This is a genomic window from Nocardiopsis sp. M1B1 (assembly GCF_052466615.1).
This window is the reverse complement of record NZ_CP196194.1, coordinates 6354397-6377207: the sequence shown is the minus strand read 5'-3', so window position 1 is coordinate 6377207 and position 22811 is coordinate 6354397. Positions and strand designations below refer to the sequence as shown.

19 protein-coding genes and 4 tRNA genes are annotated in these 22811 nt (G+C 72.3%); 16 read left to right on the top strand and 7 right to left on the bottom strand.

Features of this window, described 5'->3' with window-relative positions; translation table 11 throughout:
• Window positions 1-5: 5 nt before the first annotated feature.
• Window positions 6-1121: an FAD-dependent monooxygenase gene (locus ACSTA4_RS27675; RefSeq protein WP_444961630.1), complete on the bottom strand. Its 1116-nt coding sequence runs from the start codon at window positions 1119-1121 to the stop codon at window positions 6-8.
• A gap of 222 nt (window positions 1122-1343) precedes the next feature.
• Between ACSTA4_RS27675 and ACSTA4_RS27670 the strand changes: the two genes are divergently transcribed.
• Window positions 1344-1952, top strand: coding sequence for a TetR/AcrR family transcriptional regulator (locus tag ACSTA4_RS27670; RefSeq protein WP_444964290.1), 609 nt, complete (start codon window positions 1344-1346; stop codon window positions 1950-1952).
• A 315-nt stretch (window positions 1953-2267) separates the two neighbouring features.
• Complete coding sequence (locus tag ACSTA4_RS27665; RefSeq protein WP_444961629.1) at window positions 2268-3539, top strand: pyroglutamyl peptidase; 1272 nt, start codon at window positions 2268-2270, stop codon at window positions 3537-3539.
• Window positions 3540-3767: 228 nt separating this feature from the next.
• Here ACSTA4_RS27665 and ACSTA4_RS27660 read toward each other — a convergent pair whose 3' ends face one another.
• Window positions 3768-4640 carry an alpha/beta fold hydrolase gene (locus tag ACSTA4_RS27660; RefSeq protein WP_444961628.1) on the bottom strand — a complete coding sequence of 291 codons (873 nt, stop codon included), beginning with the start codon at window positions 4638-4640 and terminating at the stop codon, window positions 3768-3770.
• Window positions 4637-5131 carry a GbsR/MarR family transcriptional regulator gene (locus tag ACSTA4_RS27655; protein ID WP_444961627.1) on the bottom strand — a complete coding sequence of 165 codons (495 nt, stop codon included), beginning with the start codon at window positions 5129-5131 and terminating at the stop codon, window positions 4637-4639. Before ACSTA4_RS27655 ends, ACSTA4_RS27660 begins: the two co-directional genes overlap by 4 nt.
• Window positions 5132-5412: 281 nt before the next feature.
• On the opposite strand from ACSTA4_RS27655, the gene ACSTA4_RS27650 reads away from it, so the two are divergent.
• The 3 genes from ACSTA4_RS27650 (at window position 5413) to ACSTA4_RS27640 (ending at window position 7329) form a co-directional block, all read left to right on the top strand.
• A complete protein-coding gene (locus ACSTA4_RS27650; protein WP_444961626.1) occupies window positions 5413-5799 on the top strand; it encodes a PPOX class F420-dependent oxidoreductase in 387 nt (128 codons plus the stop codon).
• 341 nt (window positions 5800-6140) lie between these two features.
• Window positions 6141-6755, top strand: a complete 615-nt coding sequence (locus tag ACSTA4_RS27645; RefSeq protein WP_248772547.1) for a TetR/AcrR family transcriptional regulator — start codon at window positions 6141-6143, stop codon at window positions 6753-6755.
• 313 nt (window positions 6756-7068) lie between these two features.
• On the top strand, window positions 7069-7329 hold the full coding sequence (locus ACSTA4_RS27640; RefSeq protein WP_013155458.1) for a PspC domain-containing protein: 261 nt from the start codon (window positions 7069-7071) through the stop codon (window positions 7327-7329).
• A gap of 137 nt (window positions 7330-7466) precedes the next feature.
• Here the strand turns inward: ACSTA4_RS27640 and ACSTA4_RS27635 are convergent, their stop codons facing one another.
• Both ACSTA4_RS27635 and ACSTA4_RS27630 read right to left on the bottom strand, forming a co-directional pair.
• A complete protein-coding gene (locus tag ACSTA4_RS27635; RefSeq protein ID WP_444961625.1) occupies window positions 7467-8771 on the bottom strand; it encodes an MFS transporter in 1305 nt (434 codons plus the stop codon).
• A 334-nt stretch (window positions 8772-9105) separates the two neighbouring features.
• The gene (locus tag ACSTA4_RS27630; RefSeq protein WP_013155455.1) at window positions 9106-9456 is read right to left on the bottom strand and encodes a metallopeptidase family protein; all 351 of its coding nucleotides are present in this window, start codon (window positions 9454-9456) and stop codon (window positions 9106-9108) included.
• A gap of 97 nt (window positions 9457-9553) precedes the next feature.
• Between ACSTA4_RS27630 and ACSTA4_RS27625 the strand changes: the two genes are divergently transcribed.
• The 5 genes from ACSTA4_RS27625 (at window position 9554) to ACSTA4_RS27605 (ending at window position 12566) form a co-directional block, all read left to right on the top strand.
• Complete coding sequence (locus ACSTA4_RS27625) at window positions 9554-11098, top strand: metallophosphoesterase family protein (RefSeq protein WP_444964289.1); 1545 nt, start codon at window positions 9554-9556, stop codon at window positions 11096-11098.
• Window positions 11099-11194: 96 nt separating this feature from the next.
• Window positions 11195-11267 (top strand) — tRNA-Glu (locus tag ACSTA4_RS27620).
• A gap of 89 nt (window positions 11268-11356) precedes the next feature.
• Window positions 11357-11431: transfer RNA gene (locus tag ACSTA4_RS27615), tRNA-Asp, on the top strand.
• 25 nt (window positions 11432-11456) lie between these two features.
• Window positions 11457-11530: transfer RNA gene (locus tag ACSTA4_RS27610), tRNA-Phe, on the top strand.
• A gap of 226 nt (window positions 11531-11756) precedes the next feature.
• Window positions 11757-12566 carry an alpha/beta fold hydrolase gene (locus ACSTA4_RS27605; RefSeq protein WP_444961624.1) on the top strand — a complete coding sequence of 270 codons (810 nt, stop codon included), beginning with the start codon at window positions 11757-11759 and terminating at the stop codon, window positions 12564-12566.
• Between the two features lie 86 nt (window positions 12567-12652).
• Here the strand turns inward: ACSTA4_RS27605 and ACSTA4_RS27600 are convergent, their stop codons facing one another.
• Window positions 12653-13069 (bottom strand): RNA-binding S4 domain-containing protein, encoded by a 417-nt coding sequence (locus ACSTA4_RS27600; protein ID WP_130395532.1) that lies wholly within the window; start codon window positions 13067-13069, stop codon window positions 12653-12655.
• A 96-nt stretch (window positions 13070-13165) separates the two neighbouring features.
• On the opposite strand from ACSTA4_RS27600, the gene ACSTA4_RS27595 reads away from it, so the two are divergent.
• Window positions 13166-13240: transfer RNA gene (locus ACSTA4_RS27595), tRNA-Asp, on the top strand.
• 82 nt (window positions 13241-13322) lie between these two features.
• A complete protein-coding gene (locus tag ACSTA4_RS27590) occupies window positions 13323-14054 on the top strand; it encodes an rRNA methyltransferase (protein ID WP_444961623.1) in 732 nt (243 codons plus the stop codon).
• A gap of 272 nt (window positions 14055-14326) precedes the next feature.
• Here the strand turns inward: ACSTA4_RS27590 and ACSTA4_RS27585 are convergent, their stop codons facing one another.
• Window positions 14327-15523: an MFS transporter gene (locus tag ACSTA4_RS27585; RefSeq protein ID WP_444961622.1), complete on the bottom strand. Its 1197-nt coding sequence runs from the start codon at window positions 15521-15523 to the stop codon at window positions 14327-14329.
• A gap of 162 nt (window positions 15524-15685) precedes the next feature.
• Here ACSTA4_RS27585 and ACSTA4_RS27580 point away from each other — a divergent pair, with 162 nt between their 5' ends.
• The 4 genes from ACSTA4_RS27580 to narI are packed head-to-tail and all read left to right on the top strand — an operon-like array spanning window position 15686 to window position 22609.
• Window positions 15686-19363: a nitrate reductase subunit alpha gene (locus ACSTA4_RS27580; protein WP_444961621.1), complete on the top strand. Its 3678-nt coding sequence runs from the start codon at window positions 15686-15688 to the stop codon at window positions 19361-19363.
• Entirely contained in the window at window positions 19363-21129 is a 1767-nt protein-coding gene (gene narH, locus ACSTA4_RS27575; RefSeq protein ID WP_444961620.1) for a nitrate reductase subunit beta, read from the top strand. Before ACSTA4_RS27580 ends, narH begins: the two co-directional genes overlap by 1 nt.
• Window positions 21126-21860, top strand: a complete 735-nt coding sequence (gene narJ / locus ACSTA4_RS27570; protein ID WP_444961619.1) for a nitrate reductase molybdenum cofactor assembly chaperone — start codon at window positions 21126-21128, stop codon at window positions 21858-21860. The genes narH and narJ overlap by 4 nt, the downstream gene beginning before the upstream one ends.
• The gene (gene narI / locus ACSTA4_RS27565) at window positions 21857-22609 is read left to right on the top strand and encodes a respiratory nitrate reductase subunit gamma (protein WP_444961618.1); all 753 of its coding nucleotides are present in this window, start codon (window positions 21857-21859) and stop codon (window positions 22607-22609) included. Before narJ ends, narI begins: the two co-directional genes overlap by 4 nt.
• Window positions 22610-22811 lie beyond the last annotated feature (202 nt).

Sequence of the window (22811 nt, the reverse complement as noted above, 5' to 3'; positions counted from 1 at the left end):
CGGGTTCAGCGCGTGCCGGTGTCCGCCGCGCGCAGGGCCTCGTCGCGGGCGGCGATGGCGTCCCAGCTGGTCGGCAGCATGCGGTCGCGGCCGCTGTGGACGCTGGCCTGGGCGAAGGTGACGTAGGGGCGCTGCCGGGCCTCGTACCGTTCGAACGCGGCGGTGTGGTCGCCGCCGCAGCGGTCGAGTTCCTCGGCGAGGATGCGCGCGCCGGTGAGCGCGAGTGAGGTTCCCCGGCCGGAGAGGAAGGCCGGGCTGTACCCGGCGTCGCCGACGAGGGCGACGCGGCCGCGGTGCCAGGAGGGCAGGTGGATCTGGCTCGCGGAGTCGAAGAAGAAGGCGGGGTCGGCGCGGACCGCGTCGAGCAGTTCCGGGATCCTCCACGACCGGTGGCCGGCGAAGGCGTCGATGACGATCTTCTTCTGGGCGTCCAGGTCGTGGCGGTCGTAGTCGAGCGGTTCCGAGCGGAACTGGAAGACCGCGACGGCCTTGTCCTTGTACCAGAAGGTGCCCGCCAGGCGCCCGGGGACGTTGTGTATCGAGTTGACGCCCCCGGTCCGTGCCTCGTCGGGCAGGGCGGCGAGCGCGATGTAGACGCCGAGGTGGCGGAGGTAGTCCTCCTCGGGCCCGAACACCAGTCTGCGTACGGCGGAGTGCTGGCCGTCGGCGCCGATCACGAGGTCGTACCGCCCGGTGCTGCCGGAGGCGAAGCGCACGCCGACACCGTCGTCGCCGTCGGTCAGCGCCGCGATCGAGTCCCCGAAGCGGATCGACGCGGTGCCCGGGAGCGCGGCGGCGAGGATGCGCACGAGGTCCTCGCGCAGGATCTCGATGTCGTCTTCGGAGTCGCTGATCTGGGCGATGGGGATGCGGCCCACCGTTTCGCCGTCGCCGTCGACGAATCGGGTGGACTCGGTCATCCGCAGGCGCTGTCCCCGGATGCTGGCGAGCAGTCCCATCTCCTCCACGGTCCGGACCGCGTCACCGCGGATGTCGATGGGTGTGCCCGCGAGGCGGAGGCTGTCGTCGTACTCGACGACGGTGACGTCGTGGCCGCGGGTGCCGAGTTCACGTGCGGCGGCGAGCCCGGCGATGCCGGCTCCGGAGACGAGGATGTTCACGGGTGTGCTCCAGGTGGGTCTGGGCGGACGTGCGGGTCGGTGCTCCGGAGCAGGGGAGGGGTGCGCGGCGGCGCGGTCGTCGTAGTGGCCGCGGTCGCGGCGCCCGGCAACTAAAGCAACTATTTGTTGCTTTAAGAAAGCTTACTGGCGACCGGCTTGCACCGCAACGCCGCGCCTGGCGACAATCGGCACCCGAGCAGAGAACAGGAGGTGGGCGTGGAGATGACCGACGGGACCGCCGACCGGCCGCCCGCACGGCGTCCCGGCGGCCGCAACGCGCGGGTGCGGGCGCAGGTCCTCGCCGCGACCGCCGAGCTCGTCGCACGCGACGGCGTCGTGGGCTTTCGCTACGAGGAGGTGGCCGAGCTCGCCGGTGTGCACAAGACCAGCGTCTACCGCAACTGGCCCGACCGCGAGGAGCTGGTCGTCGACGCCCTGCTGAGCTACGCCGAGAACCTCGCGTCGGTCGCCGACACCGGTGACCTCCACCGGGACCTGGCGGACTTCCTGATGGGCCTCGCCGGCGGCCTGGAGACGCCTTTCGGCCGGACGCTCGAACAGGCCATCCAGCCCGCCCACCAGAGCCCCACCGTCCGGCAGGCGCTGGCCAGGATCCTCGACCGGCGCGTGGCCGTCCTGCGACGGCGGGTGGACGCGGCCGTCGACCGCGGTGAGCTGCCCCCGGTCGACAGCTCCTTCCTCGGCGAGATGATCTCCGGCCCGGTGCACCTCGTCCTCAACCGCGGCCTGCGCGCGTTCACCCGCGCTGACGCCGAGCGCATCGTCGCCGTGGTCCTCGCCGGTATCCGCGCCACGGCACCGCACGGCTGAGCCGCGCGACCGGCCCGGGGCGGTGAAGGCGACGGACCTGCTCCTGGAGTAGCCCTGCTCCGTCGCGGGCGCGGTGGGCAGCGGACCGCCGACACGCCCCCGGCCGGGTCCGCCCCGCTGGCCGCAGGCGTGGACACGGGGCTGTTCCGGCCGCCCGGGCCGGTGCCCCGCACGTGCCCTGACCCGCGCACGAACGCAGGGGGCGAGGCCGACCCGCCCTGTTCGAGGTATGGGGACGGTGTGACTCCTGGGAAACAGGGAACCTCCTACTTCCCCCCTCTTGTCGAACACATCGAACAACGGAGTGAAGCCAGCGTGCGCATCCACCAGACCATCCCCCGTATCGCGGCGTCGGCGCTCATCGCCGCCCCCGTCCTCGCCCTGGGCGCCCCGGCCCAGGCCGAGCAGGCGACCGGCTGCCTCGGCCGGGACGGCGCCACCGTCGAGGAGGCGCGGGTCACCGAGGAGGTTCCGCAGGAGATCCTGCGCAGATCCGGGTTCGTCATGAACGTGGACCGCTTCACGCGGGAGCTGTGCGCGGTGTCCGGAACGGACGAGGCGAGCGCGGTCGTCGAACGCCACGGCGACGCGCTCTGGCGTGAGGCGGTGGACCGGGTCCAGGGGAACGGGAAGGTCGAGGGGAGCCTGAGCGCCGGGGACGACCGGCCTGTCTACTGGGCCCGGCTCGCCATGACCTCGGCCCTCAACCGCTGGCAGCCGGACTTCGAACTGAGCGACGCCGACCGCGCCGGGCTCGTGGCCGACATGGACCGCCGCTCCCGTGGCCACGACGACACCGGCTTCGCCGAGGTCCCCGGGGAGCCCGAGGCCCTCCACGTCGTCGTGACCGGGTTCGACCCGTTCCGCCTCGACAACGACATCCGCCAGGCCAACCCCTCCGGCGCGGCCGCCCTCGCCCTGGACGGGGCGGTGATCGAGACCGACGCCGGCGTCGCGGTCGTCGAGACCATGCTCTTCCCGGTGCGCTGGCGCGACTTCACCGACGGCATGGTCGAGGAGGCCCTCCTGCCGCACTACACCGGCGACCGGCCGGCCGACGCGGTCATCACCGTCAGCCAGGGCCGACCGGACCGGTTCGACCTGGAGGCCCACAACGGCGCCTGGCGCGGCGGCGCCGCGGACAACGAGTCGGTCGGCACGGCGGAGATGGTGCCCGTTCCGGACGGCGTCCCCACCGTCACACCGCAGCCGCAGTGGTCGGACTCCTCCCTGGACCACCCCGCGATCGTCGAGCGGACCACCGGCGCGCCGTTCCCCGTGGTCGACAACACCGCGGTGACCGAGATCCCCGAGGGCGGGACCGAGCCGGTGGTGAGCGAGGACGGGCCCACCCCGGGCTCCGAGGCGCGGGCCGGAGGCGGGGGCGACTACCTCTCCAACGAGATCGCCTACCGCAACACCCTGCTGCGCGACGCGACCGGCCTGGACATCCCCGCCGGTCACGTGCACACCCCGGTCCTGGACTTCGGTCCCGGCGACGGCGTCACCGACCCCGAGTTCGAGCGCGACCGCGCGGCGATCGTCGGCCAGGTGGAGGACATCGTCGCGGCCGCCCTCCGCGGGTGACGTCCCGGGGGCGGGCCTGGCCTGGCGCGCCCCCGCCACCGCGTCGTCCGTCGAGGTCCCGGAGGTCCCGTAGCCGGACACGGCGTTCCGCCGGGACCCCTGAGGCCCCGGCGGCGGGGCTCGGCGGCGGCGCGGGTGCTCCGGGCGTCCGCGCCGCCGCTCCGGGGCCGGGAGCACGCGGGCCAGCGGGCGTCCCGCGCGGAACGCGCCTTGACGCGGCCGGTCCGGTCAGGCCCCCACCCCGGTGAGGAAGTCGCGCACCAGCGCGTTGACCCGTTCGGGGGACTGCCGGTTGACCCAGTGACCGTGGCCCTCCAGCACCTCCAGGCGGGACCGGGGGACCCGCCGAGCGGCGGCCACGGTGTGCCGGGGGCGCACGCCGACGTCCTCGCCCCCCTGGACGAACAGGGTCGGGCAACGGATCTCGCCCAGGCGGGGCCGCAGGTCCACGTTCATCCGCCACGGGCCGATGGAGGCGTTCTGCCAGTCGGAGGAGCCCGCGCCGTTGGCCCGTACCTCGGGCATGATCTCCTCCACGATGTCGTCGAAGTCGTCGACCGGGCCCGCGAACAGGCTGGTGCGCGCGAACCGGGCCACCCCCTCGCGGCTGCGGAACAGCCACGTGGGCAGCGTGTGGTTGAGCAGGCGGCTCCTGGCCGTCAGCCACAGCAGCTGGTGCACCACGGGAGGGAACGAGATGATCCCGGCCGGAGCCAGGGCGACGAGCCGGTCCACCCGGTCGGGGTGGTCGATGGCGTAGGCCAGGGCGATCGCGCCGCCCTGCGACAGGCCCACCAGTGAGGCCCGTTCGACCTCGAAGCGGTCCAGGACGGCGGTGACGCACTCCAGCATCCGGGTGTGGTCGGCTGTGCCGTTCCAGGGCCTGCTGTGCCCCTGCTTGGGCCAGTCCAGGGCGAGGACCCTGTGGTCGGCGGCCAGGGCCGGGATCATGTGGCGCCAGCTCAGCAGGGCGTTGTCCAGGCCTGCCCCGCTCAGCAGCAGGACCGCGCTCGTGCCCCGCCCCGCCGTGATGACGCTGAGGGCGCCCTCGGGCTGCTCGACGCGGACACGGGGGAAGGGGTCCGACGGCGGAGGACTCATGGGCGCCGACCGCTCCCGTCGCGTTCGCTCCGCCACCGCGAGAGGAGCGAGGGCAGCTCGGTCTCCAGGAACCCGTAGAGCTCGTGGACGCTGGCCAGGCGTTCGCGGCGCTCCTCCGGGGCATCCCGCAGCATGCCGAGCCCGCGCTCGGTGACCTCGCGGAAAGCGGCCGTCCGGGCGTACCGGCGCTCCAGCATCCGGCTCCAGCCGTCCGAGGCGACCCGGAAGTACTCCTGGCGCTGTCCGCGCTGGCGCACCCCCTCGACCAGGCCGCTGGGGGTGAGCAGGCGCGTGGCGCTGCTGATGGAGCTGCGGCTGACCTGGAGGGTCCGCGCGAGCTGGGCGGCGCTCTGTTCCGGTGGATCGCAGATCAGCAGCCAGCCGACGACCCTCCCGGCGATCAGGGGGAGGCCCTCGCGCTCGAAGAACACGGCGATCTCGTCGACGAAGGCCAGTTCGTCCTCGGGGGGTTCGCTTGGGGATTCGCTCATGCGGCGAGATTACAGTCATTGCAGTAATTACTGCAATGACAGGATGCCACGGGGGGGCACACGACCGCGGTGGCCCGCGGTCCTCGCGGGGAAGCGCGGAAGCGGCCGGGGCCGGAGCGGGGGCCTCCCCGGCGGTCCCGGGCCGTCGGGACACAGGTCGGCCCTCGGCTTCCCGGCCGTTCTCCGATACGGTCCGTCCGCCCCGGGCGCGTCGCCGCGTCCGCCGCGGGACGTGTTGGTGTACTCGAGGCCATCGGCGTCAACCGACGACAAGGAGTGACATGGCGTTCTCGGAGAAGCAGCAGGCGGTCCTGCGCAAACCGGCCTTCGGACACGTGGCCACGCTCGGCCCGGACGGCTCCCCCCAGTCCAGCCCCGTGTGGATCGACTGGGACGGGGAGTTCCTCAGGTTCAGCCAGACCACGACGCGGCAGAAGCTCCAGAACCTCAGGCGCGACGGCCGGATCTCGGTCTCGGCCACCGACCCCGACGACCCCTACATGTACGTGGAGGTCCGCGGCGTGGTCGACCGGGTGGAGGAGGACCCGGACAAGGCCTTCATCAACGAGATGGCGCAGAAGTACCTCGGAACCCCCTACCCGTGGGACAACCCCGACGAGGAGCGTGTCATCGTCTGCGTCCGGCCGGAGCGCTTCGTCGGCCGCTAGGTCGTGTTCCTTGGATCATTTCGGTCCCGCCCGTCGCCCTCCACCACCCTCAACGGAGAGCCTTCGGCTCCGGTACTTCCGCGAGCACCGGGCTGCCTCTCGCTGCGCCGGTTTCGCTTGAGAAGCCAACCAGGCTGATCTGCGCGAACCGTCTTGCGAGAGATTGCCCGGACGGCCGCTCGCTGATCCGAAAGCCTCCGCGGAACACTCCCTGGAACCCGGGCGCGGCCCAGCCTCCCGGCGGGGCCGCGCCCTCCGGCGCGCGTGGTCGCCGTTCCGGGGGATACTTGTGGGAAACTTTGCATGGACTGCAAGGATCGACCTTGTACGGGAGAGGACCATTGGGGCTTCGCGAACGCAAGAAGCAGGCCACGCGCCGTGCCCTCCAGGACGCGGCCGTCCGCCTCACGCTGGAGCGCGGCCTGGAGAACGTGACCGTCGAGGAGATCGCGGCCGAGGCCGACGTCTCCACCCGGACGTTCTTCAACTACTTCGCCACCAAGGAGGACGCCCTCCTGGGCGAGGTCCCGCGGTGCCCCGACGAGGACATGCGCAGGCAGTTCGCGGAGGGCGGCCCCACCGGTGACTTCGTCGAGGACCTCATCACCATGCTGATCGCGTTCCTGGTCAGCACCGACGACCTCGACACCCAGCGCGACGACATGCGCCTGCGCAAACAGCTCATGGACCGCGAGCCCCAGCTCGTCCCCAGGATGCTCGCCCGCTTCCACACCGTGGAGACGGAACTCGCCGCCACCATCGCCGAGCGGACCGGTGTCCCCGCCGAGGACGACCGCTCGGTCGTGGTCGCGGCGGCGGCCATGGCGGTGATGCGCCACACCATGAGGCGTCTGCGCTTCTCGGAGAACGAGGAGGCGTCGGACGTCCGCGCCAGCCTCCGCACCGACTTCCGCTTCCTGGGCGAGGTCTACGGGAGGCCCGGGCCCGCAGACTGATCGAGGCCTGCGCCCAAGCCCTCGCCCGAACCCCGCGTTGCCGGGCCCCGCGACCGAATCCCGGGGTCGGACCCCGACCCGGCCCCGACCCGGCCGCCGGGCCCGTCGCCTCCGGCGGCACGGTCCGCGCGTGCCGGTGTGCTCCACGCCTCAGGGCACGGCCGGAACGCCGTGTGCCCCGGCCCGCGTCCAACCCCCGCGGGGCGCGTCGGGCACCCCGTGCCCGGCCCCTCCGGGGGCTCGGGGGGATGTCAGGGGCCGCCCAGGGCTGTCCCGGATGGGAATCGTCGTCAGGAGCGGGCAGGGTGGAGACATGAACCAGAACTTCCAGAGCAAGCGCTTCCGACGCAGTGGAAGCGACCGCTACCTCGCCGGCGTCTGCGGGGGGATCGCCGAGTTCCTCAACGTCGACTCCACGCTGGTCCGCCTGGTCTTCGTGGTCCTGACGGTCCTCGGGTTCAGTGGCGTCTTCGTCTACATCCTGGCCTGGCTGATCATGCCGGCCGAGAACGAGAAGCGCTCCTTGCTGGAGCAGATCATCCGCAACTTCCAGGGAAAGCCGAGCCAGAGCTGATGTGGACCCTCAGAGCACAACCGGGCTGGAAGCGACGCGAGCTGCGCACCCCGCGGGAGGAGCGCGAGGTCGAGCAGACCCGCGAAGCCCCCGCGGAGTGCGGCGAGGAGCGCTAGGGGCACGGTGCGCTGGGGGTCCTAGGCGCCGTCCCCGGTCGCGTTCATCCGGTCGATGGTCTCACCGGCCATCCGCGACCACGGCAGGGCCAGGAGCAGCGCGCAGACCACGCCGAGGGCACCGGCCGCGGCGATGACGACACCGGTGCCGAACTGCTCGGCGAAGAACCCGGCGACCAGGATGCCCACACCCTGTGCGGCCTGGAGCCCGGCCGCGACCAGCCCGAAGGCCAGACCGCGGCCCTCCTTGGGCACGCACAGCACGAACGCCGCGTTGGCCACGAACTGGTAGGAGCCCGCGACGCCGCAGAGCGCGAGGGCGGACACCATCAGCCACAGCGGCGGTTCGGTCAGCCACAGCAGCAGCGGCGCCGAGGCCAGGACGGCCAGCGGGCCGAGCAGGCGCATGCGGACGGGCGGCGGGACGAACCGGGTCAGGACGAACCCGCCGACGAACCCGCCGATCGCCGAGCCCGCCATGATGAACCCGGCCGCCGCCGCTCCGGCGCCGATCTCCTCGGCCATCGGGTTGGCGAGCCCGTAGGGGATGCCGTAGAGGCCGGCGAGCCAGGCGAGCAGCGCCAGTGTGCGCAGCCTGCGGTCGGCGAAGACCAGCTTGGCCCCGTCGCGGGTCATCGCGACGAACCCCGGGCGGTCCGACCGCTCCCCGCGGGGAGCCGGACGCGCGGCCACACCCAGCAGCACGACGAGCGCGGACAGCACGAAGAGGACGCCGGTGGACATCACGGCGATGTTGGGGCCGATGGCGGCGACGATCAGGCCGCCGGCGACCAGTCCGGCGAGCATGCCCAGCTGTGAGGTGAGCTGGATGATGGCCGTGCTGGCGACGTAGCGCTCGCCCTGGACGATCTCGGCCATCATCGCGGCGCGGGCCGCGGCGAAGGGGACCGACGGCACCACCGAGCAGAAGAGCAGTATCCAGACGGCCCAGATCGGCATGCCGGGGATGCCGATGAGCACGATCACGGCCGCGCGCGCGAGGTCGCAGGCGATCATGACGCGGCGGCGCGGCAGGAGGTCGGCGAGTCCGGAGATGAGCGGGCTGATGACCGGGGGCAGGAAGGTCAGGGCCAGGGTGACGCCCGCGGCCAGCGCGGAGCCGGTGATCTGGAAGACGAGCACGCTGGTGGCGATGTTCAGCAGGTTCGTGCCGATCACCGAGAGCGCGTGGGCGAGCCAGACGGACCGGAACTCGGCGATCGCCATGACGTCGCGGTAGCTGCTCCGCCAGTCGTCGTTGTTGGGGGCGCTCGAAGACTCGTGGTCTCCGTTGTCAGGTGTGTTGTCGAGGCGCGGATTGGCCACCCGGCACTCCCTTACTGTTACAGGGTTGTAATCACGCTGTGTCGTGTCCCAATAACCAACAGTTCCGGATGGTGAGCTTCGTCGCAAGCCGTTTGGGGAAATTCGTGTCTGATTCGTTGCTGTGGGTAAGGAATGCCGGGTGGATTCGTCCGTGTTGTCAGGTCGCCTTGGACGGATTGTTTCCACTGATCACGGCGCGTGTACGCGGAGTCGTGCCGCTGTGCCGGAATGTTGTCGATGAGCATAATGTGGATTCACATGTGCGAAGAGTGACGAAAAGCGTGATTCGAAGGAGACCGCGGCCCGGGGTCGAGGGGCCGGGGGAGTCCCGGGCTCAGCCCCAGCCGAGCTCGGTCAGACGGGAGTCGTCGATCCCGAAGTGGTGGGCGATCTCGTGGACCACTGTCACGAGCACCTCCTCCACCACCTGCTCGGGGGTCTCGCAGAAGGCGCAGATGTTGCGCCGGTAGATGAAGATCTGGTCCGGGAGCACGCCGAAGTAGGAGTCGCCCCGCTCGGTCAGCGGGATGCCCTCGTACAGGCCGAGCAGCCCCTCCGGCGACTCGTCCTCGACGGTGATCACCACGTTGTCCATGAGCTGTGCCAGCTCGGGCGGTATCTGGTCGAGGGCGTCGGCGACCAGTTCCTCGAAGTCCCTGCGCGTCAGTTCCACCACACCTGCCATTGTGCTGCCTCCCCGCGACGCGCCGGAAGCGACATAACACTCTCGAAGGGGATGAAACACGGGAACGCCTCCCCTGGAGGGGCATGATGGGGGTGTGTTGTCTTGGGAAGCGATCCGCGGATACGACCTTCGCGGAGCCCTCCGACGGCTCCGCGGCACCTTCGACCGGCTGCGCTCCGGCCGCGCGTGGCGGTGGGGGTGCGTCGTCGTCGCGGGCCTGGTCGGCGGCTGGCTGGGCCTGGCCCTGGGCGGCCAGGTGGTGACCCCCATCGGCCCCGCGGACGTCACGATGAGCCTGAGCCCCCAGTGGCGGGGTGAGACGGTCGTCGACGTGGCCCCGCTGGGGCAGTTGGCCTTCGACACCCACAGCGCCCCGATCAAGCTGGAGGCGAGGATCTCCAACATCCGGCTGTCCGCGGCCGAGGAGGTGTTCGCCGACCCCGAGGCGATCAACCGCATGGCCGCGGGGATCGGCGCCGACCTGCGCGCCGGTGTGATCGGCCTGCTGGTGCGCGCGGTGGTCGCCGCGGCCCTGGGCGCCGCGGCGGTGGGGCTGCTGCTCTTCCGCGACGTGTGGCGGGCCCTGGCCAGCGCCTTGGTGTCGCTGGGCGTGCTCGTGGCCTCCGGGGCCGTGGCCGCCAACACCTTCAACCCCAGCGCCATCGCCGAGCCCCGCTACACCGGGCTGATCGCGGGCGCCCCGCAGGTGGTGGGCAGCGCGGAGGAGGTGGTGGGCCGGTTCAGCCAGTACCAGGAGCAGTTGGCGGGGCTGGTCGGCAACGTCGCGATGATCTATGAGGCGACCTCCACCCTCCCCGTGTACGAGAAGGACGAGTCGGTCATCACCGTGCTGCACGTGTCCGACATCCAGCTGAACCCGGCCTCGTGGAGCATCATCCGTACGCTCCGGGAGCAGTACGGGGCGGACATGGTGGTGGACTCGGGCGACCTCACCGACCGGGGGAGCGCGGCCGAGGACGCGTTCGCCGACGAGATCGGCGACCTGGACGTGCCGTACGTGTGGGTGCGCGGCCGACACGACTCCACGGGGACGCAGCGTGCGGTCGCGGCGCAGGAGAACGCCGTCGTGCTGGACGGCGAGGTCCAGGAGGTGGGCGGCCTGACCTTCTACGGGTCGGGGGACCCCCGCTTCGACCCGGACGCGACCAGGCTCAACCCCGACGCCTCCGAGGTGGCCGCCCGGGGCGAGGAGGAGGCCGGGAAGGTGGTGGACTCCCGCGAGGACGTGGACGTGGTCGTCATGCACACGCGCACGCAGGCGGAGGCCTTCGACGGGGTGGTGCCGCTGGTGCTGACGGGCGACGACCACCTCAGGTCCACCGAACTGACCGACCTGGGCACCAGGTTCCTCGTGCAGGGGTCCACCGGAGGGGCCGGTCTGCGCGGGCTGGACCACGGTCCCGGCCGTCCGACCCCGTACCAGGCGTCGGTGCTGTACTTCGACGCCGAGACCGGGCGCCTCCAGGCCCGCGACGACATCGACCTGGGCGGCATCGGGCTGACCTCGGCACAGGTCGAGCGGCACATCGAGACCGACCCGCAGCGCCCGGTGGGCGAGCCCTCCGAGGAACCGGAGGAGGAACCCGAGGAGGAGGCAGGCGACGGGCAGCGGACTCCCTGACCCGCGCGTCACCGCAGGTGGAGGAGGCGGCGACTGGCCGCGCTTATCACTTTGGTGTTGGTTGCGAATCTCCCCTATGCTTGACGTGTCACACGGGCCCCCATCGTCTAGCGGCCTAGGACGCCGCCCTTTCAAGGCGGTAGCGCGGGTTCGAATCCCGTTGGGGGTACGAGGCGGTTCGAGCACTCCCGGACATCTGGCAGAATGAGAACCGCAGCGAGAGCACGGGGCCCGAGGCCCGGTGCGACAACTGAACAAGGTCCTGTGGAGCAGTTAGGAGTGCTCGCCACCCTGTCAAGGTGGAGGCCGCGGGTTCAAATCCCGTCAGGACCGCCGTCGCCGAGAGATCGGCGAGTGCGGCTAGGTAGCTCAGTTGGTACGAGCGTCCGCCTGAAAAGCGGAAGGTCGGCGGTTCGACCCCGCCCCTAGCCACAACCAGCAGACATGCACGAAGGCCCCGCCACCTGCGGAAGCAGGCGGCGGGGCCTTTGCGTTGGTCGGTGGGCACCTCCGGCGACTGCCCGCTGGATGCTCATGCCCTTTCGCGAAGCCCTGTGCTTCGGGGGTCGCGGACGAGCGGACCGTCCCGGGCGCCGGGCCACGAACCCCCGCGCGGCGGGGTGACGCCGACCACGGCGCGGGCGGGGCTCCTCGGGTAGTGTCCGGACCCGTGAGCCACGTGACCGCAGCTGACGGAACCCGGATCTGGTATGACGTCCTCGGGCAGGGGGACCCGCTCCTGCTCCTCAACGGGCAGTCCCTCGACCACGAGATGTGGGACGGGGTGCACGCGGACCTGGCCCGGCGCCACCGGGTCGTGCGGATGGACTTCCGGGGGACCGGCGGCAGCGACGCGCCCCTGGACGAGCCCTACACCTTCGGTCTGTTCGTGGACGACGCCATCACCGTCCTGGACGCCCTGGGCATCTCCCGTACGCACGTCTACGGGTTCTCCATGGGCGGGAAGGTCGCCCAGACCTTCGCGGCCACCCGGCCCGGACGCCTCGGCGCGCTCGTGCTGGGCTCCACGGCGCCGGGCGGGAGCAACGAGGTCGAACGCCCGAGGTCGGCCACCCTCGCGCTGCGGCGGGCCAGTACGGCCGAGGGGCGCGACCTGATCGCCGAACTCTTCTACGGGCCCGAGTGGGCCGCCGCCCACCCCGACACGGTCACCCGCGTTCTGCCGCGCGGGCCGCTGCGCGCCCAGCGCTTGCACTTCGGTGCCAGCTCGGGCTACGACGGGTGGGACCTGCTGCCCTCCGTCCAGGCGCCGACCCTGGTCGTGCACGGGGAGGACGACGTCCTCACCCCGGTCGGCAACGCCGCCCTGCTGGCGGAACGCGTCCCCGACGCCCGGCTTCTGGTCCTGCCCGGCATGCGCCACGGCTACCTGCACGAGGACGCGGCCAAGGCCACGCGCGAGGTGCTGGACTTCCTGGCGGAGCACCCGCTCCCCGAGCGGGACTGACCGGTAGGGCTCACCGGCGGGACCGGCCGGCGGGGGCCGGGGCCCGAGCACGGCCGTTCCCGCCGGTCGGTCCCGTCGACCGTGCGCTACGGAGCGGGCGGGCCCGGCGGGAAGTCGCTGCGGAGCCTGTCCAGCATGCGGCGGTCGCGCTTGGTCGGCCTTCCGGCTCCCCGGTCGCGCCGGATGACGGGAGTGGTCGCCTGAGGCGGAGGCGTCGGCGTCCTGTCGGTGTAGCAGCGCGCGGCGATCGGCGCGCTCACGCGCTTCTCGATGACATGGCCCACATCGACCGTGCGCGTGGTCCCGTGCAGCCGGACGCGCACCTCGTCGCCGACCTTGACCGTGGTGGCGGGCTTGGCCGGGCGGTCGTTGACGCGCACGTGCCCGCCCCGGCAGGCCTGGGCCGCGTCGGAGCGCGTTTTCGTCAGGCGTACCGCCCACAGCCAGCGGTCGACCCGGGTGCTCTCCGGGCCCGACGGCAGGGGCGCCGAGAACTCGTTCACGCCGGTTCCTTCCACTCTCCTGGGCGTTTCCCGCCACTCTAGGCGTCCGCCGGTACGAAGCACTCCGGAGTCGCGCTAGAGTTGTTCATGCAGCGAGGTCCTGTGGAGCAGTTAGGAGTGCTCGCCACCCTGTCAAGGTGGAGGCCGCGGGTTCAAATCCCGTCAGGACCGCATGATGGAGGCCCGGTGTCGAACAGACACCGGGCCTTCGGCGTTCTGCGGCCGACACGGACACGGAAGGGCATGAGGGACCTTGGGTTACCGGTACGCCGTCGAGCGGACCGACCACTCGGCCCTGGCGAGCGGACACGTGCTGCGGTCCGCGCCGGGCTTTCCGGGCTTTCCGGTGCGGCTGGCCAGTGAGCTGTTCCAGCGCGCGATGGTGCACACCGGAGGGGAGCCCGTCCGCCTGTGGGACCCGTGCTGCGGCAGCGGGTACCTGGCGACGGTGCTGGGCCTGCTCCACCGCGACCTGCTCACCGGCGTCCGCGCCACCGACGTGGACGCCGACGCGGTCGCCCTGGCCGCGCGCAACCTGCGGCTGCTGACCGCCGAGGGGCTCGCCGAACGCGAGGAGGAGCTGCGCCGCTCCGCCCGCGACTTCGGCCGCGTGGCCTTCGTGGAGCGCGCCGGGGCCGCCCGCGACCTGGCGGCGGGACTGGCCGCGCAGGGCGGCGACCTGCCCCACGAGGCGGCCGTGGCCGACGTGTTCTCCCTGGAGGAGGGCGTGGACGCCGACCTGGTGGTGACGGACGTGCCCTACGGCGAGATGACCCGGTGGGAGGGGAACGTCCCCGGCGGTGCCGGGGAGCCGATGCGGGGGCTGCTCGCCTCCCTGGGCCGGGTGCTGCCCGACCACGCCGTCGTGGTGGTGACCGCCCGCACCCGGCGGGTCGTCCTGCCCGAGGGCGTGCGCGCGCTGGAGCGGGTGAAGGTGGGCAACCGGGCCGCGGTGCTGGTGCGCGCCCGCGACATCGCGCCCTGAGCCGGTCCGCCGGAACCGTTGCCGGTGTGACTCGGGGTTCCCGACCCGGGGCGGCGGCCGGGCGGGGCCGGTGAGCCTTCGCGGTCACCCGGCCGCCCGTCCTCTGCGGTCGCGGCGTCCGTCCACAGGCTGTGGACAGCCGTGCGGAGCCCACCCGGTTCCACGCCCGGCCTCCGCTTCCCGGTCCCGTGGACGGCTTCCCGTCCCCGCCCCCGTCCCCGCCCCCGTCCCCGCGCGCGGCGTCCCGGCGACCGCGACCGCTCCCGGCTGCCTCATCCCCGCACGTGGGCGAAGGCCCGCCAGGTGTACAGGGCCACCGCCAGGGCGACCGCCGCCAGCAGTACGAAGCCCAGCGTGTAGGCCCCGGTCGCCTGGTACACCGTCCCCATGAGCAGCGGCGGGAAGTAGCCGCCCAGCCCGCCGGCCGCGCCCACCAGGCCCGTGACCGTGCCCACCCTCGACGGTTCCACCAGCTTGGCCACCAGGGCGAACACGGCCCCGGTGCCCAGCCCCAGCGACAGCGCGATCAGCACGAAAGCCGCACCGGCGGGGAACTCCGCGGGCGGGTGCAGGGCCAGCACGACCGCGAACACGCAGGTGCCGAGGAACGAGATCAGGCACACCCGGACCGGGCCGATCCGGTCCGACAGGACGCCGCCGACCGGTCGGGCGGCCACGGCCGCCACCGCGAAACCGGCGGTGCGCAGACCCGCGGCGGTCTGCGCGTAGTCGTAGGCCAGCGTCAGCAGCGTCGGCAGGTAGGTCGAGAAGGCCACGAAACCGCCGAAGGCGACCGCGTACAGCAGCGACGCCTGCCAGGTCGCCCGCAGCCGCACGGCCTCTCCCATGCGCGGCAGCGCGGGCTCCGTGCGCGGCCGCCACTCCGGCGAGTCCCGGCACATCAGCCACATCACCACGCCCATGGCCGCCAGCGCCGCGCACAGCAGCAGGTGGGTGGTGAACAGCCCCACCGTGTCCACCAGCCAGGGTGTGAGGAAGGACGACAGGGCGGTGCCGCCCATCCCCGCGCCGAACACGCCCGTCGCGAACCCGCGCCGGTTCGCCGGGTACCAGGCGTTCACGAACGGGATGCCGACCGCGAACGACGTGCCCGCGACGCCGAGGACGAAGCCCCACAGCAGCAGCATCCCGTAGGAGTCGCCCGAGACGCCCACCAGGAACGTCGGCACGATGCTCGCGAAGCACAGGACCGTGAACATCAGCCGCCCGCCGTAGCGGTCGGTCAGCGCGCCCACGGGGATGCGCCCCAACGCCCCCACCAGCACCGGGAAGGCCACCAGGATCGAGGTCTGCGTGGGTGTCAGCCCCAGGTTCTCGGTGTAGGTGCGCGACAGGGGCCCGATGAGGTTCCACGCCCAGAAGGTGAGCGTGAACGCCGCCGTGGCCAGCGCGAGGTTGCCGCCCGCCGTGCCGCGGTGCGACACCCTTTTTCCCGATTCCGTACGCATATGCGTATTCCTTCCTCCGCCGTTCCAGGCGATTGTCACCCGATCCGGTGTGGGATGCGCCTTTTTCACGCCGGAGAAGGCATATTTGTTGGCGGAATGCAGTGGGTTATGGCCCGGCGTCCCCGCTGGGGGCCAAGGAACGGTAAACGGGGTGTTGTCCGTATGGCGGCGGAAAGCAAAAAAGGCGGCGCGGGGAACGCCCTTCTGGCGCTGGGCAACCACCTCACCCGCTCCGAGCCGCTGGACGGCGACCGCGCCCAGGTCAGGAAGGGCGGACGCCAGGGCGACTCCTTCTACCGCGACCGGTGGAGCCACGACCGCGTGGTCCGTTCCACGCACGGCGTGAACTGCACGGGTTCGTGTTCCTGGGACGTCTACGTCAAGGACGGAATCATCACCTGGGAAACGCAGGCCACCGACTACCCGTCGGTCGGCCCGGACCGCCCCGAATACGAACCGCGCGGATGTCCGCGCGGCGCCGCCTTCTCCTGGTACACCTATTCGCCCACCCGCGTCCGCTATCCCTACGCGCGCGGCGTCCTCGTGCGGATGTACCGCGAGGCGCGAGCCCGTCTGGGTGACCCGGTGGCGGCCTGGGAGGAGATCACCACCGACCCCGACAGGCGCGCCCGCTACCAGCGGGCCCGGGGCAAGGGCGGGCTGGTCCGGATCACCTGGGACGAGGCCCTGGAGATCGCCGCCGCCGCGCACGTGCTCACCATCCGAAGGTACGGACCGGACCGCGTCGCCGGGTTCTCGCCGATCCCCGCGGTGTCGATGGTCTCCCACGGCGTGGGCGCGCGCTTCGTGAACCTGCTCGGCGGCTCCATGCTGTCCTTCTACGACTGGTACGCCGACCTGCCCGTGGCCTCGCCGCAGGTGTTCGGCGACCAGACCGACGTCCCCGAGTCCGGTGACTGGTGGGACGCCGCCTACCTGGTGCTGTGGGGCTCCAACGTCCCCGTCACCCGCACCCCCGACGCCCACTGGATGGCCGAGGCCCGCTACCGGGGCCAGAAGGTGGTGGTCGTCTCCCCGGACTACAGCGACGCCACCAAGTTCGCCGACGAGTGGCTGGCGCCCCACCCGGGCACGGACGGGGCCCTGGCGATGGCCATGGGGCACGTGATCCTCAAGGAGCGGTTCGTCGACCGCACCACACCGCGCTTCGACGACTACGTGCGCCGCTACACCGACCTGCCGTTCCTGGTGGCCCTGGACAGCCGCGACGGCCGCCTCGTCCCCGGCAAGTTCCTCACCGCCGCCGACCTGGGGGACACGGGGGAGAACGCCGAGTGGAAGCCGGTGTTCTGGCCGGAGGGCGGGGACGCCCCCGTCGCGCCCAACGGCACCGTCGGCCACCGCTGGGGCGAGGCCGGGGCCGGGCGGTGGAACCTGGACCTGGAGGGCCGCGTCCCCGCCCTCACCCTCTACGCGGAGGGCGGGGAGGCCGCCGAGGTCGCCCTGAACCGCTTCGACACCCCCGGCGGCACGGCCGGGGTCCTCACCCGCGGCGTTCCGGTCCGCAGGGTCGGCGGACGCCTCGTCACCACCGTCTTCGACCTGGTCCTGGCCCACTACGGGGTGCACCGGCACGACCTGCCCGGCACCTGGCCCACCGGCTACGACGACCCCGCCGAGCCCTGCACGCCCGCCTGGCAGGCCGAACTCACCGGGGTCCCCGCCGACCGGGCGGCCCGCATCGCCCGCGAGTTCGCCGACACCGCCGAGGAGTCCGGCGGCCGGGCCATGATCATCCTCGGCGCTGGCACCAACCAGTGGTTCCACGGCGAGAACGCCTACCGCGCCTTCCTGTCCCTGCTGCTGCTCACCGGCTGCCAGGGCGTCAACGGCGGCGGCTGGGCCCACTACGTCGGCCAGGAGAAGTGCCGCACCTCCTCCGGGTGGGCCGCGTTCGCCTCCGCCGCGGACTGGACCCGGCCGCAGCGCTTCATGGCCGGGACCTCCTACTGGTACCTGCACACGGACCAGTGGCGCTACGACACCTACCGCGCCGACGCCCTCGCCTCGCCGCTCGGTCCGGGACGGGTGCGCGGCCAGCACACCGCCGACCTGGTCGCCGCCTCGGCCCGTATGGGGTGGATGCCCTCCTACCCGACCTTCGACCGCAACCCGATCGACCTGGGACGCGAGGCGCGCGAGCGCGGGCAGGACCCCGCGGAGTACGTCGCCGACCAGCTCCACAGCGGTGACCTGCGCTTCGCCGCCGAGGACCCCGACGCCCCCGCCAACTGGCCCCGGGTCCTCACCGTGTGGCGGTCCAACCTGTTCGGCTCCTCGGCCAAGGGCAACGAGTACTTCCTCAAGCACCTGCTCGGCACCCGCTCCAACCTGATGGCCGAGCCCGCCGGGCCCGCGGACCGGCCCGCCGACGTCACCTGGCGCGAGGAGGTCCCCGAGGGCAAGCTCGACCTGTTGCTGTCCATCGACTTCCGGATGACCAGCACGACCCTGCTGTCCGACATCGTGCTGCCCGCCGCGACCTGGTACGAGAAGCACGACCTGTCCACCACGGACATGCACCCCTACGTGCACTCGTTCAACCCGGCCATCGACCCGCCCTGGGAGACCCGCACCGACTTCGACGCCTTCCACGCCCTGGCGAAGGCGTTCAGCGTGCTGGCCGCGGACCACCTGGACGAGGTCACCGACCTGGTGGCCGTACCCCATCAGCACGACACCCCCGGCGAGCTGGCCCAGCCGCACGGCGTCCCGCCGGACTGGAAGGCGGACGGCGCGCGGCCCGCCCCCGGCCGGACCATGCCCGCCGTCGTGCCCGTGCGCCGCAACTACTCCGAGGTCGCGCAGAAGCTGGCCGCCCTGGGGCCGCTGGCCGAGTCCAAGGGGCTGCCGGTCAAGGGCGTGTCCTTCACCCCGGACCAGGAGGTGGAGTGGCTGCGCCAGCGCAACGGCGCCGTCCGCGGCGGGGTCGCCGACGGCCGCCCGTCCCTGGACACCGACGTCAAGGCCTGCGAGATGATCCTGGCGCTGTCCGGCACCAGCAACGGCCGCCTGGCCGCGCAGGGCTTCCGCCTCCTGGCCGAGCGCACCGGCACCGACATGGACGAGCTGATCCACCAGGCCGCCGAGCGCCGGGTGGTCTTCTCCGACGCGAGCCGGGGGCCCACGACGGTGGGCTCCAGCCCGGAGTGGTCGGGCAAGGAGGCCCCCGACCGCCGGTACTCGCCGTTCACCATCAACGTCGAGCACGACAAGCCCTGGCACACCCTCACCGGCCGCCAGCACTTCTACCTCGACCACGACTGGATGCACGAGTTCGGCGAGGCCCTGCCCGTCTACCGGCCGCCACTCGACATCAGCCGCCTGTTCGGCGAGCCCCGCCTCGGCCCGACCGGCCAGCGCGAGGTGGTCGTGCGCTACCTGACCCCGCACTCCAAGTGGTCGATCCACTCCGAGTACCAGGACAACCTTCTGCTCCAGACCCTCTCCCGAGGCGGTCCCACGATCTGGATGAGCCCCGCCGACGCCGAGGCGATCGGCGCCGCCGACAACGACTGGGTGGAGGCGGTCAACCGCAACGGCGTGGTGGTGGCGCGGCTGGTGGTCTCACACCGGATGCCCGCCGGAACCGTGTACATGTACCACGTCCAGGAGCGCACCATCGACGTGCCCAAGTCCGAGACCACCGGCAGGCGCGGCGGCATCCACAACTCGCTCACGCGCCTGCTGGTCAAGCCCACCCACCTCATCGGCGGCTACGCGCAGCTCTCCTACGCCTTCAACTACCTCGGCCCGACCGGCAACCAGCGCGACGAGGTCACCGTCGTGCGCAAACGGACCACGGAGGTGCGTTACTGATGGCACAGGCCCACGGCGGCGGGGGCGGGACCGGTGGTTCCGGAGGGGAGCGGCCGGTCGGCAGGGTCATGGCGCAGGTCGCCATGGTGATGAACCTGGACAAGTGCATCGGCTGCCACACGTGCTCGGTCACCTGCAAACAGGCCTGGACCAACCGCAGCGGCGTCGAGTACGTGTGGTTCAACAACGTCGAGACGCGGCCCGGCCAGGGCTACCCGCGCACCTACCAGGACCAGGAGCGCTGGAAGGGGGGCTGGGTCCTCGACGCCAGGGGGCGGCTCAAGCCCCGCGCGGGCGGGCGGCTCAAGCGGCTGGCCACCATCTTCGCCAACCCGGTCATGCCCTCCCTCCAGGACTACTACGAGCCCTGGACCTACGACTACGAGACGCTGACCAACGCGCCCCTAGGCGACGACTTCCCGGTGGCCGAGCCCCGGTCGGCGCTCACCGGCGAACCCATGAAGGTCAGCTGGAGCGCCAACTGGGACGACGACCTCGGCGGCGGACCCGAGCTGACCCGGCAGGACCCGATCGTGCGCAGGCTCGGCGACAAGGTGCGGTTCTCCTTCGAGGAGACCTTCATGTTCTACCTGCCGCGCATCTGCGAGCACTGCCTCAACCCGTCGTGCGTGGCCGCCTGCCCCAGCGGCGCCCTGTACAAGCGGGTCGAGGACGGCATCGTCCTGGTCGACCAGGACCGCTGCCGGGGCTGGCGCATGTGCGTCACCGGCTGCCCGTACAAGAAGGTCTACTTCAACCACAAGACGGGCAAGGCCGAGAAGTGCACGTTCTGCTACCCGCGGGTGGAGGTGGGCATGCCCACCGTCTGCTCCGAGACGTGCGTGGGGCGGCTGCGCTACCTGGGCGTGGTCCTCTACGACGCCGACCGGGTCCGCGAGGCGGCGTCGGTGGCGGACGAGAGGGACCTGTACCGAGCCCAGCTCGACGTGTTCCTCGACCCCTCCGACCCGGCCGTGCGCGCCGCGGCCCGACGCGACGGCATCCCCGACCGCTGGGTGGAGTCGGCCGCCCGCTCCCCTGTCTACGCGCTGGCCAAGCGCTTCCGGGTGGCGCTGCCGCTGCACCCGGAGTACCGCACGATGCCGATGGTCTGGTACATCCCGCCGCTGTCGCCGGTGGTGGACGCGCTCTCCTCCACCGGGCACGACGGCGAGGACACCGACAACCTCTTCGCCGCCATCGACACCCTGCGCATCCCGGTGGAGTACCTGGCCGAACTGTTCACCGCGGGCGACACCGGCCCCGTGGACCTGGTCCTGCGGCGGCTCGCGGCCATGCGCTCCTACATGCGCCGGATCAACCTGGGCCGGGAGCGCGACGACTCCATCGCCGCCTCCGTCGGGATGACCGGCACCGAGATCGAGGACATGTACCGGCTCCTGGCCCTGGCCAAGTACGACGAGCGCTACGTCATCCCCACCGCCTACGGGGTGGACGAGGCCGACCGCGGGGTCATCGACGAGATCGGGTGCAGCCTCGACTTCGAGGGCGGGCCGGGGATGGGCGGCATGGGCGGTGGCGTGCCCTTCGGCGAGGCCTCCGGGCAGCCCCAGGCGGCGACAGTGGAGAACTTCCACGCCCTGCGCACCCGCCAGACCAGCGACTCCCAGGCGGACACGAGCGGCCGGGTCAACCTCCTCAACTGGGACGGCAACGGCCGCCCCGCAGGGCTCTTCCCACCCCGACGGGGTGGTGACGACGACGGCGGCGGCGAGGCCGCGCCGCCGAGGAGGGGGAGAGGATGAGCACCACCGCTGACGCCGACGGAGCGGGCGGGACGGTACGGAGCGGCACCGGGTGGCTGGGGGAGGCGCGCGCCATCCGCCGGGCGCACCGCGTGGCGGTCACCCACCAGGCCGCCTCGGTCCTGCTCGGCTATCCCGACCAGGCCTTCTTCGAACGCCTGCCGCTGGTGGCCCGCGCGGTCGCGGAGCTGCCGAGGGGAGGGGTGCGCGCGGCGCTCCAGGAGTTCTGCGACCACGCCTCCACCGTCTCCGAGCTGGAGCTGTGCGAGCACTACGTGGACGTGTTCGACCTGCGCAGGCGCCGGACCCTGCACATGACCTACTACACCGACGGCGACACCCGCCGCAGGGGGCACGCCCTGGCCGAGGTCAAGCGCGTCTACGCCGAGGCCGGGTGGCGGGTGGAGAACCGCGAGCTGCCCGACCACCTGGCGGTGGTCCTGGAGTTCGCGGCCCGGGGGGACGCGCGCGCGGGCGAGGCCCTGCTGCTGCGCTTCCGGCCGGGCCTGGACCTGATGGCCCGGACCCTGCACGACCACGGCACGCCCTACGCGCGGATCGTGGACGCGGTCCGCATGACCCTGCCCGCCCAGGAGCGCGGGGACCTGGAGGCCGTGCGCAGGCTCGCGGCCCAGGGGCCGCCCGCCGAGGACGTGGGCCTGGAACCGTACGGGGTGCGGGCGCCGCTGCCGAGGACCGAGGCCCCCGGGTACGACCGGGAGGAGCGGTGAACGGGTACGGCGCGCTCGACCTGCTGCTGTGGGGCGTCCTGCCCTACGCGGTCCTCGTCCTCGTGGTGGGCGGCCTCGTCTGGCGGTACCGGTACGACCGGTTCGGCTGGACGACCCGCTCGTCGGAGCTGTACGAGTCCAGGCTGCTGCGCATCGGCAGCCCGCTGTTCCACATCGGCCTGCTCCTGGTGATCGGCGGCCACGCGGTGGGGCTGCTCGTGCCCGAGGGCTGGACCCGGGCGGTCGGGGTGTCCGACACCGTCTACCACGTCACCGCGCTGTCGCTCGGGCTCGTGGCGGGGGTGTGCACGCTCGGCGGGATCACCCTGCTGATCTGGCGTCGCCGTACGACGGGGCCGGTGTTCAGCGCCACCACGCGCAACGACAAGCTCATGTACCTGGTGCTGGTCCTGGCCATCGTCACCGGGCTGGGCATGACCGCCTACTTCGCCGGGGTGGAGGTGGCGGGCGGGCACACCCAGGACTACCGGCGGACGGTGTCGCCGTGGTTCCGCTCCATCTGGGTGCTCCAGCCCGACGTCGCGGCGATGTCCGCCGCCGAGGCCCCGTACAAGCTGCACGCCCTCGTCGGCCTGGGGCTGTTCGCGCTCCTGCCCTTCACCCGTCTGGTGCACGCGTTCAGCGCGCCGATCGGCTACCTCTTCCGTCCCTACGTCGTCTACCGCACGCGGGACCGGTACCCGACCGCGGCGGGACAGGCGGAGCGGCCCGCCCGCCGGGGCTGGTGACCCGGCCGCCCGCGCGGTCCGCCAGTGCGGCCCGGTCTCTCGTGCGGTCCGGTCTCCCGTGACACCGAGGCCGTCCGTGCGGCCCGCCGTGTGACCCGGCCGCCTGTGTGGCTCGGGGCCCCGTATGGCCCGGGCCGCCCGTCCGGCCGGGGCGGTCCGGGCGGACCGCGGCCCGTCCCGGTCACGGACGGTCACCGCGTGA